This is a genomic window from Gluconacetobacter entanii (assembly GCF_013155425.1).
Lineage (GTDB): Bacteria > Pseudomonadota > Alphaproteobacteria > Acetobacterales > Acetobacteraceae > Novacetimonas > Novacetimonas entanii.
The window spans coordinates 12189-28290 of sequence record NZ_JABJWD010000113.1; the positions used below are offsets into that span (position 1 = coordinate 12189).

At 54.0% G+C, this 16102-nt stretch carries 17 protein-coding genes; 13 read left to right on the top strand and 4 right to left on the bottom strand.

From position 1 onward, the window contains the following. The first annotated feature begins 27 nt into the window (after positions 1-27). The 6 genes from HNH97_RS16015 (at position 28) to mazF (ending at position 5542) form a co-directional block, all read left to right on the top strand. A complete protein-coding gene (locus HNH97_RS16015) occupies positions 28-3324 on the top strand; it encodes a type I restriction endonuclease subunit R (RefSeq protein ID WP_171791549.1) in 3297 nt (1098 codons plus the stop codon). 2 nt (positions 3325-3326) lie between these two features. Beyond that, a complete protein-coding gene (locus HNH97_RS16020; RefSeq protein WP_171791550.1) occupies positions 3327-4064 on the top strand; it encodes a M48 family metallopeptidase in 738 nt (245 codons plus the stop codon). 158 nt (positions 4065-4222) lie between these two features. Continuing rightward, positions 4223-4447, top strand: a complete 225-nt coding sequence (vapB, locus tag HNH97_RS16025) for a type II toxin-antitoxin system VapB family antitoxin (protein ID WP_110560861.1) — start codon at positions 4223-4225, stop codon at positions 4445-4447. After that, positions 4447-4845: a type II toxin-antitoxin system tRNA(fMet)-specific endonuclease VapC gene (gene vapC / locus HNH97_RS16030; RefSeq protein ID WP_171791551.1), complete on the top strand. Its 399-nt coding sequence runs from the start codon at positions 4447-4449 to the stop codon at positions 4843-4845. The genes vapB and vapC overlap by 1 nt, the downstream gene beginning before the upstream one ends. 125 nt (positions 4846-4970) lie before the next feature. Beyond that, the gene (locus HNH97_RS16035; RefSeq protein WP_116702823.1) at positions 4971-5213 is read left to right on the top strand and encodes an AbrB/MazE/SpoVT family DNA-binding domain-containing protein; all 243 of its coding nucleotides are present in this window, start codon (positions 4971-4973) and stop codon (positions 5211-5213) included. After that, positions 5210-5542, top strand: coding sequence for an endoribonuclease MazF (mazF, locus tag HNH97_RS16040; RefSeq protein WP_110560841.1), 333 nt, complete (start codon positions 5210-5212; stop codon positions 5540-5542). Before HNH97_RS16035 ends, mazF begins: the two co-directional genes overlap by 4 nt. 235 nt (positions 5543-5777) lie before the next feature. Here mazF and HNH97_RS16045 read toward each other — a convergent pair whose 3' ends face one another. After that, the gene (locus HNH97_RS16045) at positions 5778-6263 is read right to left on the bottom strand and encodes a hypothetical protein (RefSeq protein ID WP_171791552.1); all 486 of its coding nucleotides are present in this window, start codon (positions 6261-6263) and stop codon (positions 5778-5780) included. Beyond that, a complete protein-coding gene (locus HNH97_RS16050) occupies positions 6260-6994 on the bottom strand; it encodes a DUF3800 domain-containing protein (protein ID WP_171791553.1) in 735 nt (244 codons plus the stop codon). Before HNH97_RS16050 ends, HNH97_RS16045 begins: the two co-directional genes overlap by 4 nt. Positions 6995-7344: 350 nt before the next feature. Here HNH97_RS16050 and HNH97_RS16055 point away from each other — a divergent pair, with 350 nt between their 5' ends. From HNH97_RS16055 to HNH97_RS16065, 3 genes are read left to right on the top strand one after another with little or no spacing between them, the layout of a single operon-like run. Beyond that, positions 7345-8136: a helix-turn-helix domain-containing protein gene (locus tag HNH97_RS16055; RefSeq protein ID WP_171791554.1), complete on the top strand. Its 792-nt coding sequence runs from the start codon at positions 7345-7347 to the stop codon at positions 8134-8136. Then, positions 8111-9640 (top strand): GNAT family N-acetyltransferase, encoded by a 1530-nt coding sequence (locus HNH97_RS16060; protein WP_171791555.1) that lies wholly within the window; start codon positions 8111-8113, stop codon positions 9638-9640. Before HNH97_RS16055 ends, HNH97_RS16060 begins: the two co-directional genes overlap by 26 nt. Next, positions 9637-10239 (top strand): ATP-binding protein, encoded by a 603-nt coding sequence (locus tag HNH97_RS16065; protein WP_171791556.1) that lies wholly within the window; start codon positions 9637-9639, stop codon positions 10237-10239. The genes HNH97_RS16060 and HNH97_RS16065 overlap by 4 nt, the downstream gene beginning before the upstream one ends. An 828-nt stretch (positions 10240-11067) precedes the next feature. Here HNH97_RS16065 and HNH97_RS18050 read toward each other — a convergent pair. Further along, complete coding sequence (locus HNH97_RS18050) at positions 11068-11721, bottom strand: hypothetical protein (RefSeq protein ID WP_244949503.1); 654 nt, start codon at positions 11719-11721, stop codon at positions 11068-11070. A gap of 418 nt (positions 11722-12139) precedes the next feature. On the opposite strand from HNH97_RS18050, the gene HNH97_RS16075 reads away from it, so the two are divergent. The 4 genes from HNH97_RS16075 to HNH97_RS16090 all read left to right on the top strand — a co-directional run bounded on the left by HNH97_RS16075 (position 12140) and on the right by HNH97_RS16090 (position 14016). Beyond that, positions 12140-12361 carry a WGR domain-containing protein gene (locus tag HNH97_RS16075; protein ID WP_408870071.1) on the top strand — a complete coding sequence of 74 codons (222 nt, stop codon included), beginning with the start codon at positions 12140-12142 and terminating at the stop codon, positions 12359-12361. A 53-nt stretch (positions 12362-12414) separates the two neighbouring features. Continuing rightward, positions 12415-12993: a tyrosine-type recombinase/integrase gene (locus tag HNH97_RS16080; protein WP_244949504.1), complete on the top strand. Its 579-nt coding sequence runs from the start codon at positions 12415-12417 to the stop codon at positions 12991-12993. An 82-nt stretch (positions 12994-13075) separates the two neighbouring features. Continuing rightward, positions 13076-13729 carry a ParA family partition ATPase gene (gene parA, locus HNH97_RS16085; RefSeq protein ID WP_171791559.1) on the top strand — a complete coding sequence of 218 codons (654 nt, stop codon included), beginning with the start codon at positions 13076-13078 and terminating at the stop codon, positions 13727-13729. Next, complete coding sequence (locus HNH97_RS16090; RefSeq protein ID WP_171791560.1) at positions 13726-14016, top strand: ribbon-helix-helix domain-containing protein; 291 nt, start codon at positions 13726-13728, stop codon at positions 14014-14016. The genes parA and HNH97_RS16090 overlap by 4 nt, the downstream gene beginning before the upstream one ends. 61 nt (positions 14017-14077) lie before the next feature. Here the strand turns inward: HNH97_RS16090 and HNH97_RS16095 are convergent, their stop codons facing one another. Further along, entirely contained in the window at positions 14078-15178 is a 1101-nt protein-coding gene (locus HNH97_RS16095; RefSeq protein WP_171791561.1) for a replication initiator protein A, read from the bottom strand. Between the last annotated feature and the right edge of the window lie 924 nt (positions 15179-16102).

Genomic DNA, 16102 nt, shown 5'->3' on the forward strand with positions numbered 1-16102 from the left:
ATTTCAGCTTGCAGGATATTTGACACCATGGCTCCCGCCCCGAAATTTCAGGAAGAATACAGCGCCAAACTTCCGGCCCTGGCTCTGCTCAGCACGCTTGGCTGGCGGTTTCTGCCGCCATCCGAGGCGCTGGCATTGCGGGGCGGCAGGCAGGACGCCGTGGTGCTGGACACGCTCCTGCGGGCGGAACTGAAAAAGCGGCGCTTTACCTTTGAAGGCGAGGCGCACGCCCTGTCCGATCAGGCCATCGACATACTGGTCTCTCACGTCACGCACCCGGACTTTGTCTCCGGCCTGCGGGACGCCAATGAGAAAATGACCACGCATCTGCTGTTCGGCATTGCGGTTAAGGAATTTATCAACGGACGTCAGGCCAACCCGACCATCGCGCTGATCGACTGGCAGAACCCGGAAAACAACAGCTTTACCTTCACCGAGGAATTCAGCGTCCTGCGCACGGATCTGACACAGACCCGCAGGCCGGACATCGTCTGCTTCGTTAACGGCATTCCGCTGGCGGTAATCGAGGCCAAGCGGCCCGATGGCCAGCCGGGCAAAGGCCCGACCGTGGAGGCCGGGATTTCCCAGAGCATCCGCAACCAGAACAAGGATGAAATCCCCCAGCTTTTTGCCTACAGCCAGCTTCTGCTCTCCATCACAGGGCATGACGGGCGCTATGGCACCTGTGGCACCCCCAAAAAGTTCTGGGCCAGCTGGAAGGAAGAGGACATCCCCGAAAGCCGGATGGAGGCGCTCAAGAATACGCCGCTTTCGGCTGACCAGAAAGATGCGCTGTTTGCCGAGCGCAAGGCGTCGGACCGGGCGTGGTTCGAGGACTGGGCCTCCCGCCCGCTGCATGTCACGGATCAGGATCGGCTGCTGATCGGCCTGCTCTCGCCCCAGCGCCTGCTGGAGATGGCGCGGTTCTTCACGCTGGTCGACCGCAAGGCGGGCAAGATCGTCGCCCGCTATCAGCAGGTCTTTGGCATCAAGCGCCTGCTGGAGCGCATCAAGACCCGTCGCAGCGATGGCGGGCGTGAAGGCGGCGTGGTCTGGCACACCACGGGTTCGGGCAAGTCCTTCACCATGGTGTTCCTCAGCCGGGCGCTGATTCTGGATGAAGACCTCAAACAGTGCCGCATTCTGGTGGTGACCGACCGCAAGGATCTGGAACGCCAGTTGAGCACCACCTTCTCCACCGGCGGCGAACTGGCGGACAGGAAGGACAGGGAAGAGGCGCTGGCCACCTCAGGCCGCCGCCTGGCGCAGCAGATCGGGCATGGGCAGGAACGCATCATCTTCTCGCTGATCAACAAGTTCCACACCGCCACTGGCTATCCCGAATGCCATAACGACAGCGCGGACATCATCGTGCTGGTGGATGAAGGTCATCGCAGTCAGGGCGGTGAGAACCATGCCCGCATGAAGCATGCTCTGCCCCATGCCGCCTTTATCGCCTTTACCGGCACGCCGCTGCTCAAGGGGAGTGAGACGACAAGCCGGTTCGGCAAAATCATCCACTCCTACACCATGCAGCAGGCCGTCGCGGACGGGACTGTGACGCCCCTGCTCTATGAAGAGCGCAAGCCGGATCTGGATGTGAATGACCGGGCCATTGATGCGTGGTTCGAGCGCATCACACAGGGGCTGACGGAAGAGCAGGTCACGGACCTCAAGAAGCGCTTCGCCCGCGCCAATCAGGTCTACAAGGCCGATGACCGCATCCGGCTGATCGCCATGGATCTGGCCACCCATTTTGACAGCAACATCGACAGCGGCCTCAAGGGCATGCTGGCCTGTGACAGCAAGCTCTCCGCCATCCGCTACAAGCAGTATCTGGACGAGGTCGGCCTGTTCGAAAGCGCCATCGTCATGAGCCCGCCCGATACGCGTGAAGGCCATACGGAAGTGGATGAACGCAGGCAGCCCGAAATCCAGGCCTGGTGGAAGGACAATGTCGGCAGCCAGAGCGAGGATGACTACACGCGCGGGGTCATCGAGCGCTTCGAGAATGACCCGGACCTCAGGCTGATCATCGTGGTCGACAAGCTGCTGACCGGGTTTGATGAGCCGAAGAACGCGGTGCTCTATATCGACAAGCCGCTCAAGCAGCACAATCTGCTTCAGGCCATTGCGCGGGTGAACCGGCTACATGACCAGAAGAAGCACGGGCTGCTGATCGACTATCGCGGCATTCTGGCGGAACTGGACACCACACTGGCCAAATACGACGAACTGGCGGCCGAGAATGTCGGCGGGTATGACCCCAGGGACATTGCCGGGCTGTATAGCCAGATGAGCACGGAATACCGCGAACTCCCGGCCCTGCACAAAGCCTTGTGGGCCATTTTTGACGGCGTGAAGAACAGGAGCGATCTCCAGCAGCTTCGGTCCGTGCTCATGCCGCGTATGGTGGAGGAACACGGCCAGATGGTGGACGTGAACCTCAAGCGCCGGGATGATTTCTATGAGGCGCTGACGAAGTTTGCCGCCTGCCTGAAAGTGGCCCTGCAATCCGTGGCGTTCTTTGAAGACACCAGCTTCACGGAAAAGGACCGGGCCACCTACAAGGAGACACTGAAGCAGCTGACCAACCTGCGTCAGATGGTGTTGCAGGATACAGGCGAGACGGTGGACTTCGACCAGTATGCCGAGCAGGTGAAAAAGCTGCTCGACCGGCATGTGGCGGGCGTGAAGGTGCATGAATCCGAAGGCCTGTATGCCGTCGGCAGGATGGGCCAGAAGCCGGACGACAACGAACCTGCAAACTGGAGCGAGGAGAAAACCCGCAATGAGACGGACCTGATCCGCACCCGTGTGACGAAGATGATCGACCACGAGATGCAGAATGATCCCTATGCGAAGGAGGCGTTCTCGGCCCTTTTGCGCAAGGTGATCGAGGAGGCGGAAAGCCTGTTCGACCATCCGCTCAAGCAGTTCATGCTGTTCCAGGAGTTTGAGGAACAGGTGGCCCAGCGCAGGCTGGAGAATATCCCCTCTGTTTTTGACGGGCACCGGCATGCCCAGGCCTATTATGGCGTGTTCCTCAAAACACTCGCTGCCATCTTCAACCACAAACAGACAGACGCCGAGAACCAGCGTTGGATTGATCTGGCGTTCGAGATTGACCAGATCGTGGACAAGGCCGTGCGGGAGAACTCGCTCAGCCGCCCGGATATGGAAAAGGCGGTCAGGAAGGAGCTACTGCCGCTTCTGTTCAGCGCGGGCCAGAAAGCGGGCTTTGGCGTGGACAGGGCGCAGGAGATCATCGAGCAGGTCATTCAGATCATGCGGGCCGGGCCTGCTGATCCGCCGCGTGGCTGAGTATGGGCGACGGGACACACCGCATTCTGACCTATGGCGGTGAGCAGATCCGCGTGAACCTGATCCCCCGTGCGCGTCCTGGCACGACGCTGCGGATCAGGGTGCATCCTGACCTGAATGTGGAGGCTTGTGTACCAGATGGCACGACAGGGGCTGATCTGGACAAAGCGCTACACCAGAAAACCCGCTGGATCTGGCAGAAGCTGCGGGACTTCCGGGCGGTGCAGGAACATGCCACGCCGCGTGCCTATGTCAGCGGGGAAAGTCATTTCTATCTGGGACGGCGGCACCTGCTGAAGGTGCATCATCAGCCTGAGGCTCCAGAGACCGTGCGGATGCTGCGGGGGCGGCTGGAGGTTTGCGTGCAGGAACGCAGCGCCTTACGGATAAAAAAGCTGCTGGACCTGTGGTATTTTACGCGGGCGCAGGAGGTCTTCTGCCATCGCCTGTCTGCCCTTCTCCCCACAACGCTGTGGGTGACAACGCCCCCAGCCCTGAAGCTTCAGGTGATGCAGACCCAGTGGGGCAACTGTTCACCGGGTGGTGCCATCACGCTGAACCCGCATCTGGTCAAAGCGCCACGCGATTGCATTGATTACGTCATCCTGCACGAACTGTGCCACCTGAAGGAGCACAATCATGGCCCGGCCTTCTGGTCCCTTCTGGAACGCGTCATGCCGGACTGGGAGCGTCATAAGGCACGGCTGGACGGGATGGCGGAAATGATGCTGCAAAAATAGCGCTCTTTGGCCGCAATGGGGGGATATGCGGAAGGTCAGCGTAGGGATTCCCAATGTCGAAAGCTGTCACGCCTTGCGTAGCGGCAATGACATAAATTGACTTGCTTCAAGGCCTGTACGTTTGTATATACCATTCGTATATACAATTTGAGGGTGTCATGCTGAGCCGCACAACTCTGTTCCTGTCCAATCGATCTCAAGCTGTGCGTCTTCCCAAGGCTGTTGCATTTGAGGATAGCTTGCGAGAGGTCATAATCATTCCCGATGGTGCGCGCCGCATTATCGCGCCAGCTAACGCTGCGTGGGACGATTTCTTCGCAGCCCCGGGCGTAGATCTGGGACCACGACACCAACCGGAAATGCAGGAACGCGAGAGCTTCTGATGTTGCGTTACCTCCTTGATACCAATTTTTGCATACGGGTATTGCGAGATCGCCCTGCTGGCCTGCGGGAGAAATTCAACGCCAATGCAGAAGCGCTCTGCATATCTGACGTTGTGCTGTATGAACTTTTGTATGGTGCTGAAAAATCACAGGATCCCGCCAGGACCCGCCGGGCAGTGGAGCTTTTCGCGCAACGCCTTACCGTTCTTCCATTCGATGATGAGGCGGCGGCCCATACAGCTGAAATACGTGCCGATCTGGAGAGCCGTGGATGTGTCATTGGCCCTTATGATCTGATGATCGCCGGGCAAGCGCGAAGCAAAGGTCTCCTTGTCATAACAGGAAACCTTCGAGAGTTCACCAGAGTGGAAGGATTACGGTCTGAAGACTGGATCTAGTTTGGGGAAGGAGCGGTCTGTCCTCTTTGGAGAAAAATCAGGGCGAACCAGACCTCGTAAACACTTTGGGTTGCGGATTGGACAGATACACCGTATCTACTAAGTAGATACATGGAGACAGCCTCATGCATGGAACAGTACGCAAGTGGGGCAATAGCGCCGCCATTCGTCTGCCGACGAGCATTCTTGAAGCCGTCCAGCTTCAGATCGACCAGCCTGTCGATGTTCGAGAGGAAGACGGGCGGATTATCATCCAGCCTCTTCGCCGGGAAAGGGTGTCTCTGGAGAGCCTGACAGCAGCAATTACAGATGAAAACCGTCATGGGGAGATGGAGTTTGGGCCCTCGACCGGCGGTGAGGTCTGGTGACGCCAGAATGGGTGCCGGATTGCGGGGATATCGTATGGTTGGAGTTTGATCCCCAGGCAGGTCGTGAGCAGGCCGGCCACCGGCCAGCCGTCGTACTATCTCCTGCCTCCTACAACACAAAGTCAGGATTGATAGTCTGCTGTCCGACGACTACGCGCATCAAAGGCTACCCGTTCGAAGTTCCGCTCGACGGTCAGCCTGCGAGCGTTGTGCTGTCTGATCAGGTCAGAAGCCTCGACTGGCGAGCGCGCCGAGCAAAAATGAAGGGCAAGGTTACAGGGGGCGAGCTGGAAGCCGTCCGCGAGAAGGTGCGTCTCCTGGTCGGGTAGGGGAAGAAAGCAGACAGGCGGTAGTCGCCTCGTCTCGGACATCCAGACGACCGATTTATATTCCGAAAGCGGACGTGCTAACTCAGTTCTTTCTGTAATTATATGCTGAAGGCGGTCCGATTTTTCGAAAGCTATGAGCACTTGACACTTGGCGTTAAAACGCTAAATAAACTGGTAGTCTCATCCACCATGCGTGGAAGGAGCAACGGGGTCGCCTTTGGGCGGCCCTTGCCATTTATAAGTTCCAGTATTCCGCATGCTGCTCTGCGAACGTCTGAGCTCGGTGTGAGTTTACCTCATAAGTTGTCCAGAACATCCAATAAGTCTCACGCTCCTCAAGAATTACGGCATAATACTTACTTTTAATCCAGATGATTATGCGCTTCGGTTTATTCGGAGAGCGCCACCATACGATGTCGCCAGCACTACCATCGTCCCTGATAGTCGCTATCATGTGCGCGGGCCAGGTAATGCGCTCGCATCGTCTTAAGTCTGGGATACGGTCGGCTTCCAATCCGGAGGCGACCCCTTCTGATACAGCATGCCAAAACGCGTATCCTTTTCCATCGGTGGCAGGCGCATGTTTGAAGCTGAGTGGCTTACTAAAAACATTAAGTTTAGCTCTTACAAGTTCAGAAATATAAGAAGAATATACCGCGTTGATATATGCAGCCCAGTCTCCATTATAATCTTCAAGCAGGATCAGGTCGGGGTAGCTCATTGCGGGCCTCGCGCAGCACCCCAATAGAAAAGATTAATCTTCTGCTCTGACAGGTAGGATGTGCTACTCAAATCGCGTGGATGTGAGCGACGATACGTAGCCAGCGTGTCAATTAGCTTCAGCTTGGTTGAACTTCCAACTTCGCCTCTGTTGTAATAGGAAATAGCACCAAGAAGAAGATCGCACAGTTGGATGATTTCTGACTCGTGGGAGCGGATCTGCTCTACACGATTAAGAATCTTGCAATCCTGATCTTTAAGGGAGTTACAAAGATATTTGTGTAATTTCTTAACCTTTGGCCCCCCTCTCGTATCCTTTATATCCAAATAGATTTTATAAAAATTCTTGTTGTTTTCAAGAATTCGAATTAGTAATGTATAATATAGCTTATAGTAAAATTCGTCGTGCGACTGATTAAAAGCGCTGTGATCAAGCGAATCCTTGTTCGGTACTACCACGGCCCTGAAATGAAGTCGTTCGTCAGTCAAAAATAATCGTACGAGTTCTTCATAAAATTCAGCCTTCGCGGGCCCAACCTTCGACCATTTTACCTCGAACCCATGGGAGGTGGAGTCTGGAGCCTTTAGCCCATATTGCCGCTTAAGTACCCGCACTGCTTCCGAGATCGGGCGCACTGCCTCCGTTGGACACCAGACAGCGCCCAACAGCATAATTTTGTGCCCGTCATGTTCAAGGTGACAGGATTCGTCGCAAAAGATACTAATGTCCACGTCCACTCACTCGTAATTGTCCGCGCATCTTGTAAGCAGGAAAGCCAAGAAGCGTGAGAATGGACCAATGTCATATTTTCGACAACTGCATTGAACCCTATTTACCTGCGCAATCATCTTCAAAAATGCACTTTATCGTATATTGGTGGCCTTGACCCAAAAGCGGACAATCTCCTCCCCCCCCCGCCAGACAAGCCGCTATTCCGCCACGCCAGTATTCTGGCCTTATTCAGTTCAGGCTACCGTGGGAATTTGTCGATGGTCCACCGTTGAAACGGCATAATCGTTAGGGGATATGACCTTGGAGTGATATCCTTGGGAGCGTTTTTTTGGGTACGTTTAGGGACGAAATGAAGGTCAGTGGTAAGATGTTTGAGCCGCCTCCGAAGGGCACCGATACCGCAGCCGGGCATATTGGGCGACGGCTTCGCGAAATCCGCAAGCTAGCAGGGCTGACGCAGGCGCAGCTAGCGGAGCGCCTAAACATCGGCCAGTCTGCCGTGACGGGAATGGAGCGGCGCAAGGACATCCACGTGTCGACGTTACGCGACTATCTTGCGGCGATGGGGGCCACATTGCGGATTCATGCGCGGTTCGACGATGCCGATGCCATGATCAACAATCTGCGAGAGGCCGATTTCCGCTTTGAGCAGATTGACGAGAACCAGTTTCTGCTACCTATTTTCGGCGAAGATCGGCTTCCGCCGCACCGCGATGTCGTCTTCAGCATCAAGCCTGAATATAGCCGTAAAATAGTAACCGGAGAAAAGACGATCGAGCTCCGGCGACGGTTTCCCATGTCGGTTCCTGCAGGAACGACTGCGCTGATATATGAGACTAGCCCGACGCGCGCATTGTCTGGCATCGCCGAGATCGGCGAAGTGCATCGACGTTCGCCTGAGGAGATCTGGAGGAGCTTTAGCGACCAAGCCTGCATCGCTCGAAAGGATTTTGACACCTATTTCGATGGGGTTGATCGCGCGTTCGCCATCGAGCTTCGCCATGGCCGCTCTCTTCCACGGCCTCTCGAACTCAGCGAGCTTCGCGAGCGATTTAGCTTCGAACCACCACAATCCTTCCTCTACGCGACGCCGAAAATGCGAGAAGCACTCCTACATGAGCGCGCCAAGATATCTAATTGATACCAACGTCTTCATAGGCCTAGAAGATCATGCCGAGGTGGCACCGGTCTTTTCGTCCCTATTGCAGCTTGCCTCCCGTCATTCGGTCGGCGTGTTTGTGCATGAAGCCGCCATCGACGACATTCGCCGAGATAAGAACGAGGAACGTCGGCGCGTCTCGCTGAGCAAAATTAAAAAATTTCCCGTCATCAAGAAGACTACGGGCATCGATCAAGCGGCGCTTGAAGTGAGATTCGGACGGATACGCAAGCCGAACGATCTCGTCGATGCTACCTTACTCCATGCCCTCGATATGGGGGTGGTCGATTTCCTCGTCACCGAAGATCAAGGCCTGCACGAACGGGCAGAACGAGTCTCACCGACCTTCGGTGCCCGCGTCCTCTACGTCGCGGATGCCGTCTCTCTGCTTCAGACCACTTATGAGGCCATCGACGTCGTCTTCCCGGCGGTCGTCGAAGTGGAAGCGCACACGCTGCCTCAGGATGATCCGATATTTGAGAGCCTGCGCAGCGACTATGACGGCTTTGACATCTGGTGGCGAGAAAGGTGTGTAAAGCCGATGCGCAAGTGCTGGGTCGTAATGGAGGATAGACGCATTGCGGGCCTCGTAGTGAGAAAGGACGAAAAGCCGGCAGAAACCGATGCCTCGCTTCCAGGTGAAAAAATCCTCAAAATCTGCACGTTCAAAGTGCGCCCCGAGAGTCGGGGCGTAAAGCTCGGCGAGCTTCTCCTGAAGCAGGTGCTGTGGTACGCGCAAACCAATAGGTACGACGTGGTCTACCTGACAACCTTTCCTTCACAGAAGACGCTGATCTCGCTCCTCGAATACTATGGGTTCGAGCATACCCATGACAACGGGAATGGGGAGATAGTGTACGAGAAAAGCCTCTCTCGATCGCACCTTCAGCCGGATCCGGCTGCCTCGTTGTTCGATCTTGCACGCCGCAATTATCCACGGTTCGCCACAGGCGAGGGCGTCACCGCGTATGCGATACCCATCCAGGAAGATTTCCACGAAATTCTCTTCCCCGAGCTCATCCCACCGAAGTCGCAGATGAGCCTCTTCGCAGAGGTCGGATCGCAACGCCCAGGGAACACGATACGGAAGGTCTACCTTTGCCGGGCGCCGGCCATGATTACCCAACCGGGAGCGTTGCTTTTCTTTTACAAGGGCAAGTCCGACGGCTTCCCGTCGCAGGCGATTACCACGATCGGCATTTTCGAGGAAATGACCTTCGCCACATCGACGGAGGAGTTACGACGCCTCGCCGGCGGACGGTCGGTCTATAGCGACGTGCAACTCAGAATGATGAACGCGACCGAGAAGCGGCCCGTCAAGGTCATCAACTTCCTTCTGGCCGCCCATCTCGAGCCGCCTATGTCGCTCGATGACCTTCAAACGAGCAACGTCTTTGCAGAGCGACCTCCACAATCCATCAAGAACTTGGCCCCATCCCAGCAAATCTCTGTTCTACAACGGGGATCATTCGGATTCGCCATATGACCCGGCGTATCGCCCTTCTCGGCTTGTCAGGCGTCGGTAAGTCGACGCTCATCGGGCGCCTCAATAAGCAGACACCGCTTCTCCATCTTCAGGCGAGCGCCTTGATCAAGGCGGAGCAGGCTTATAGGGCACAATTCCCGGATAGTTCGGAGTCTCTTCGCACGGGAGCGGTCCTCGACAATCAAGCGCTGATGATCGCCGCTTTTCAACGCACTACTACCGACGTCGAAGTGCCGATCGTATTCGACGGGCACAGCGTCATCGATAGCCGCGATGGCCTTGTGGAGATTCCAGCTTCCGTTTTCGCTGAGTTATCGCTGGATGCGATCTTTTACCTTTCGGCAGCCCCCCACATTATTGCCAAACGGCGTTTAGCCGACACGGCCCGGAAGCGACCAATACGAGATAGCGAGACATTGGCTGAGCACCAGCGGATCGCGATAGATGCTGCACAACGGATAGCGGAACAAATTGGATGTACTTTTATCCAAATTTCCGACGGCGATACCGATCATATCATGACGTTTCTCGACTATCCCCCAAGTGGCACGACTTCAATGCACGACGGGGATTTGGTCGATAAGGGGACCGTTTTTTAGATTATTAATGAAGGGATGGAAATTACCACTCTAAATCTCAACGTTACGAATGTCTGCTTTCTATTGATTTTTTCCTACACCGGACTATCCGCTCCCCTCCCATGACCGACCTGTCTGCTCAGTGATAAAGGAGCAGACAGGCGGCAGTCGCCTCTTCTCAGACATATTTTCTTCGAAACGGGTTTCTACATAGCGGACGCAATTCGGCTAAATCTGAGAGCAGAATTACCGAAGCGCAGGAAACTTACGTCGGACCGCCAATCAATTTGCATTTCTAAACAGGCTCGTAGCAGCTAGATTTCTTTAAGTCGTGTCTCTAAGACCCAAGGATCGCACAATGAGAGAAAATTATCCCATTTATTTAAATTTACTAGCATGTACCATAATATTGGTATGGACGGCTTATAATTTTATATCATTTTCAGTGGCTAATATTTACTCACAGTCAGAACAAATAAGTGATTATGCAAAAACAACAGCGATAATTGTTGGCCTATACACGGGATTGTACTGCATAAATTACTTCACACTGGAGAGATACAACATAAAAATAAACACCACATCACTTCTTACCATATCAACTTTAATGTTTTCATCCGCAAGTTTTTCTCAAGATATAACAACAAAACAAAGCATTGTGGGGTTTATTTTCATTGCCATGGGGAATGCATCTATAATTATTATTTTCATTTATTTGATAAAATTAATCTTCAAAAATTGATAGATAAAAGATGATTATCAGTTTCAATCAATAATCATCAGGCCCGGAGTGGAAGCAGAGTTGACCGGCAGTAGTCGCCTCATAGCGGTCTTTCGGCTGCTCTTTGCTTATGAAGTTAGCGGCTTTTGCGGACCAGAATTAGATACAATTTCAAAAGCCTCCTCAACGTCTGCTCGCTTAATAGATATTGCATCCGCTCCAAAATATTTTATGAAAAACTCATCTGTTCTTTCAAATATATCTGGGTAAGCTTTTAGCAAAGCTCTTATATTGCGTCTGTTCCCATGTTTAAGAGCATTTGCAATGTCCTTTATTTTTTCAATCTTGTCGTCAATTTCATAATGTTTGGATATTCTTGTTTTAAGTGTTTTATACTGCTGAAAATCACTATACTGAATATTACTCTCTTTGTTTTCTGCAAGTTCCTTTCCTATTATTATATCAAACCAATATCTCTCCCAGAAATGATATATGTTTACAATAGTATTTTTGTTTATACTACCTATAACGTCAATGCATATTCCTTTATGATAATGTAGTTTTTCTTCTTCAGGGAACAGAATTGTAATAGTTGCATCGCCTGAAATTAAAGGCGTCTCTCTGTACCCACATTTTACGCTTAAATTATACGCGCCGATTTCCCGTTCAACTTCAGTAAGCTGTTCTTCGACAGGTTTAACTGTTTTTTCATATATTTCTCTGTATCGAGATATTTTTGATAGATACATATGATTAGATAAATGAAATTCATCGGAAATCATCTTACACTCCTTTTGAGATAACTTTTTATATTTTGATCATTCTAATGTCTCAGCGAAAATGGCAAACTCTACATCTTTTCATCCCATAGCCGACTTTCTGCATCCCCCCTCAAGGTTGCCGAATTCTGTTGGATCTGGAGCGATAACGTCTCAAGAGGTGGCACACCTCTGGCCTGTTACACTATGATGTTGTACTCCTCTTCATAAGCCGTAAGGCTTATGAAAGGATACACTATGGGTAATAGTGTAACAGGCCGGGCCTGAAACCGGACGGCCCGCCCCGAGATCGGGACGGTTTTCCTGTGCGGGCCGGGTGAGATTGTGTTACACTTCTCAGGAGACTATGCCCAAACCCGCCCCGAAGGCCCCTGTCCGGCCGCCTTGCCAGCTGTCGCTGTTTCCTGAAACGGCGGCCTTGGTGCGCGTGGACCCGGCGACCAACTGCTGGCGCTTCTATTCTCTGTCGCTGCAGCCCGACCTGTTCGGCGGCATCGCCCTGGTGCGGCAGTGGGGGCGGATCGGGACGGAGGGGCGGCAGGTCTGCGCATTGTATGATGATGCCGGGCAGGCGTGGGACGCCCTCGCCCGCCAGCTCCGTGTCAAGCGCCGGCGGGGCTATCGCGACAGGGTGGCCGGATGAGTGCCCCCCGAAACCCGGGACAGCGGGCGGCCCCGGCCGGCGCCCCCGGCGGGATGCAGCTCTTCGACCGCGACGGGAGCCGCAAATACCTCACGGTCGCCGAGCGGGGACGGTTCCTGCGCGCGGCCGAGCAGACCCCGCGCGAGGCCCGCACGCTGTGCATGACCCTGGCCTGGTCGGGCTGCCGCCTGTCCGAGGCCCTCGCTTTGACGGCGGACCGGGTGGACCTCGCCGGCGGCGTACTGGTGTTCGCCACGCTCAAGAAGCGCCAGGACGGGATCTATCGCGCCGTGCCGGTGCCCCCCTCCCTCCTCGAGGCCCTGGATCTGGTGCATGGCATCCGTGAGGCGCAGCGCCGGCGCGGCCGTGGCGCAGGCGTCCGGCTGTGGCCCTGGTCGCGCATGACCGGCTGGCGGGCCGTGCACGCGGTCATGGTCGCCGCCGGCCTGTCCGGCCCGGCCGCCTCCCCCAAGGGCCTGCGCCATGCCTTCGGCGTCGCCGCCGTCTCCAGCGGCATCCCCCTCAACATGGTGCAGAAATGGCTCGGCCACGCCCAGCTCTCCACCACCGCCATCTATGCCGATGCCGTCGGCGCCGAAGAGCAGGATATCGCTCGGAAAATGTGGGAGTGATTTTCTGTCATTCTCTCTTGTAGATAGAGCAGATTTTCACGTATGACCACATGCAAACATGAGGTCATGTAAGGACGTTCACATGCCAACAATAGCGATTATCAGCCAGAAGGGTGGGGCTGGAAAAACCACTCTGGCCTTGCATCTGGCTGCTGCGGCTGAGGATTCTGGCCATACAGCATTGGTGATTGATGTGGACCCACAGGCGACGGCGAGCCAATGGGCCGCATGGCGTAAGGATGCTCCGCCGGTTGTAATTGACAGTGCTCCGCCTCGTCTCGCGGCTAAGATCGGACAGGCAATGAGTCAGGGTGCTGAGTTCATCGTGATTGATACTCCGCCTCACGCTGATAGTGCGGCTAGTGCTGCCGTTGAAGTCGCCGATTTGGTATTAATTCCATGTCGGCCGAGTGCGTTCGATCTGGCAGCAATCAAAACGACTGCCAGCCTTATAAAAATGCGTGGCAAACCAGCCTTCGTCGTTTTTACAGCGGGAAGTCCGACTGCTCCACGTATGTATGAGGAGGCCACACAACTCGTACAAAGTTACGGACTGAACGCATGTCCACATATTATCGCTGATCGTGCAGTTTTCCGTCATGCTGCGGCGGAAGGGAAAACTGCAATGGAAGTAGAGCCTAAAGGCAAGGCGTCTGATGAGGTAAGGCTGCTTTACAAGTGGACATGCAAGCATGTAAACATGCAATCATCAAGGAAGCGGAGAGCTAGTGCATGAGCCGGAAGGGGTCTCTACTGTCGTTGCGGGATCGTGATTCCGCAATATCGCCGGTTGCAGTTGCATCAGAAAGCAAGGTTGCTGCTACCAATGGTGTTGGTACAGACAACAAGCAGGTTGCGCCGAGCCGTCAGGGCAAGAAAGCCATGACCGGCTATTTTAGTCCGGAAATGTCATTTGCCATGCATATGACCGCCAGAAAGCATGGGATGAGTTTACAGGACGCGATGGCCGACGCGTTTAACGACTGGCTACGCAAGATGGGAGAAAGTCCTGTGGGTAAGTAGGCATGTTTACGTGCGGTCATGTTTGCATGTAAGCATGCACACTTGCTGGCATATGCCGGAATCAGCGTATTGGGTTGCGTTCGTGCCGTTTTTTACAAAAACCAATAAAGGCTCCGGCAGGGCTTTTAAGCTCTGGTTTTCCCATGTCGTGCCACCATGAAACCCATTCGTCATGGAGAGCATAGATGTCATATCCTGGCGCAACGGTTTTAGCGTCATGCATGGTTTCGGGGTCGATGTAGGGAGCATCCCTCATAGGGGCGATAACATCGGCCTTTGTTTTAAGGCTCAAACGGTTGCGAAATAGAATGATGTCGTCGGCCATTGTGATGGCATAGTCAGGAAAATGAGCATGACTGGTGTCATGCGCACAAACTTTCTTAACCAAGGATCGAAAGACGCGAAGCGGGCTATTTGAGCCACATTTTTTTTGCAGCAGCTCTAATCCGATCTTCCATTCATCTTTCATACCGCAGTGTTTGCGGGCTAGTTCGTACATGCGTCGTTCGAACGGTTTACGAAGTCGGAAATAGTCTCGGTGAAGAGTTAGGACATTCTTGCTGATGACTGAACGATAGACCCAATCTGACAGAGTGATTTCAAGATCAAGCATTCGGCCATCAAACGTCTTACGGGTGATTCTAGCTTCTTCGATCAAACCGAAAATTCGCGTTTCTTCAATGCCGCCTGTTTGAATGTTGGTTCGCACGGTTGTTCCGCGCAAACGTGTCAACGCGTCGGTCAGTAGCCTATAGCCTGCCCCGCTGGTTTGACGATTGGTAGCGACCAGCATGTCATAGGCTTGAAGGCGGAGTGTTCGGCCTGGTTGTTCGCCGTGATTCATTTTCGCAACGAGCTGAGAGATGCAGTAGATTAGGATATCCTTGTCATGGATCGTTGCCAGCCCTTTGCCAGACGGGATGATCTCTATGATATTCCCATTGTGTTCATAGCGTCGCATCCGGTTGTCTGGCTTGGTCGAGAGCGAAAAAACTGGATGCTCCATTGACGCCATATCATCTTTGGGAATGGCATCGAGCACGTCACAGATGAATAGATCCTGATTTGGATGGCGGACTGGAAGGAGGGGCGTGCGATCATCACCTTCCACAGCCAGAGAAGGCACAATGTCGAACAAGGAAGGAGAAGATTCTATCGTCATTTCAATTACAGATAGCTACTATCGTCACTTCACATACGCAAGCCAATTATCGTCATTTTAGATTCAGATTGAGCTTATCGTCATTTCAATTACGCATACTCGCTATCGTCATATTAGATTCAGTTTATCGTCATAGTGGATTCGGTTTATCGTCATAGTGGATTCACAGGACGATAGAATCTCTCGATAAAACCTTTATTGTTCAGTATGTTATTTGAACTATAAAAATCCGTAACACCACTTTAACACCTATTTAAACACTCCAATGCTGTGGATAACTTTTTATTTCCTGAAATTTGCAGCCAAATTGGATCCAAGCACCGCCTCTTGGGGGCTACGCCCCCGCCGGCTCGCGGCCTACGGCCGCCCCAATCGCGCTTCGCGCGATCTCCCACCCGGCATCCCCCTGCTCGCCCTTTCAGGGCTGCGCTAAACGGACACGCCTACGGCGCAAAATCATACTCTGACGATGCCTTGCCACATCGTTTCTCCACCAAGACCTTCCTCCCCCGCGTCGGCGCCTTTGGCGCCCTACGGGGCTCCCGCTCCGCGCTCGCCCGACGCCTGCAACACCAGAAGAACCGAGCAAGACCGTAATCTGCTCAAGATACACTGGCGTTCAGCCGATCATTCAGCGGCTCACGTGTCACAACATGCCCGCCAGACGCCACAGGGTGGCCGTACAGGCGTTATTATGTGTGGTGGCTAGGTTGTGGGGCAATAACGGGAATTGCGCTTTGCGCGGCCTCCCAGGGCGCTCTGCGGGCCTTGTCGGGGATTGATGGGCTGGCCATTTCCTGTTCGTCCGTCCAAGTCTCCTTTTCCCGACTTTCTGAGGCCATCGTGTGGATGGTACGCTAAACAACGTTTGGCATGAACAATAAAGGAACGATCAGGCGGCACGAGCCTGTTTCGACAGATTGA

Excerpts from the sequence above, each read along its gene's own strand:
- HNH97_RS16015 (WP_171791549.1), top strand. The coding sequence starts at position 28 with ATGGCTCCCGCCCCGAAATTTCAGGAAGAATACAGCGCCAAACTTCCG.
- HNH97_RS16020 (WP_171791550.1), top strand. The coding sequence starts at position 3,327 with ATGGGCGACGGGACACACCGCATTCTGACCTATGGCGGTGAGCAGATC.
- vapB (WP_110560861.1), top strand. The coding sequence starts at position 4,223 with ATGCTGAGCCGCACAACTCTGTTCCTGTCCAATCGATCTCAAGCTGTG.
- vapC (WP_171791551.1), top strand. The coding sequence starts at position 4,447 with ATGTTGCGTTACCTCCTTGATACCAATTTTTGCATACGGGTATTGCGA.
- HNH97_RS16035 (WP_116702823.1), top strand. The coding sequence starts at position 4,971 with ATGCATGGAACAGTACGCAAGTGGGGCAATAGCGCCGCCATTCGTCTG.
- HNH97_RS16045 (WP_171791552.1), bottom strand. The coding sequence starts at position 6,263 with ATGAGCTACCCCGACCTGATCCTGCTTGAAGATTATAATGGAGACTGG.
- HNH97_RS16055 (WP_171791554.1), top strand. The coding sequence starts at position 7,345 with ATGAAGGTCAGTGGTAAGATGTTTGAGCCGCCTCCGAAGGGCACCGAT.
- HNH97_RS16060 (WP_171791555.1), top strand. The coding sequence starts at position 8,111 with ATGAGCGCGCCAAGATATCTAATTGATACCAACGTCTTCATAGGCCTA.
- HNH97_RS16065 (WP_171791556.1), top strand. The coding sequence starts at position 9,637 with ATGACCCGGCGTATCGCCCTTCTCGGCTTGTCAGGCGTCGGTAAGTCG.
- HNH97_RS18050 (WP_244949503.1), bottom strand. The coding sequence starts at position 11,721 with ATGATTTCCGATGAATTTCATTTATCTAATCATATGTATCTATCAAAA.
- HNH97_RS16080 (WP_244949504.1), top strand. The coding sequence starts at position 12,415 with ATGCAGCTCTTCGACCGCGACGGGAGCCGCAAATACCTCACGGTCGCC.
- parA (WP_171791559.1), top strand. The coding sequence starts at position 13,076 with ATGCCAACAATAGCGATTATCAGCCAGAAGGGTGGGGCTGGAAAAACC.
- HNH97_RS16090 (WP_171791560.1), top strand. The coding sequence starts at position 13,726 with ATGAGCCGGAAGGGGTCTCTACTGTCGTTGCGGGATCGTGATTCCGCA.
- HNH97_RS16095 (WP_171791561.1), bottom strand. The coding sequence starts at position 15,178 with ATGACGATAGAATCTTCTCCTTCCTTGTTCGACATTGTGCCTTCTCTG.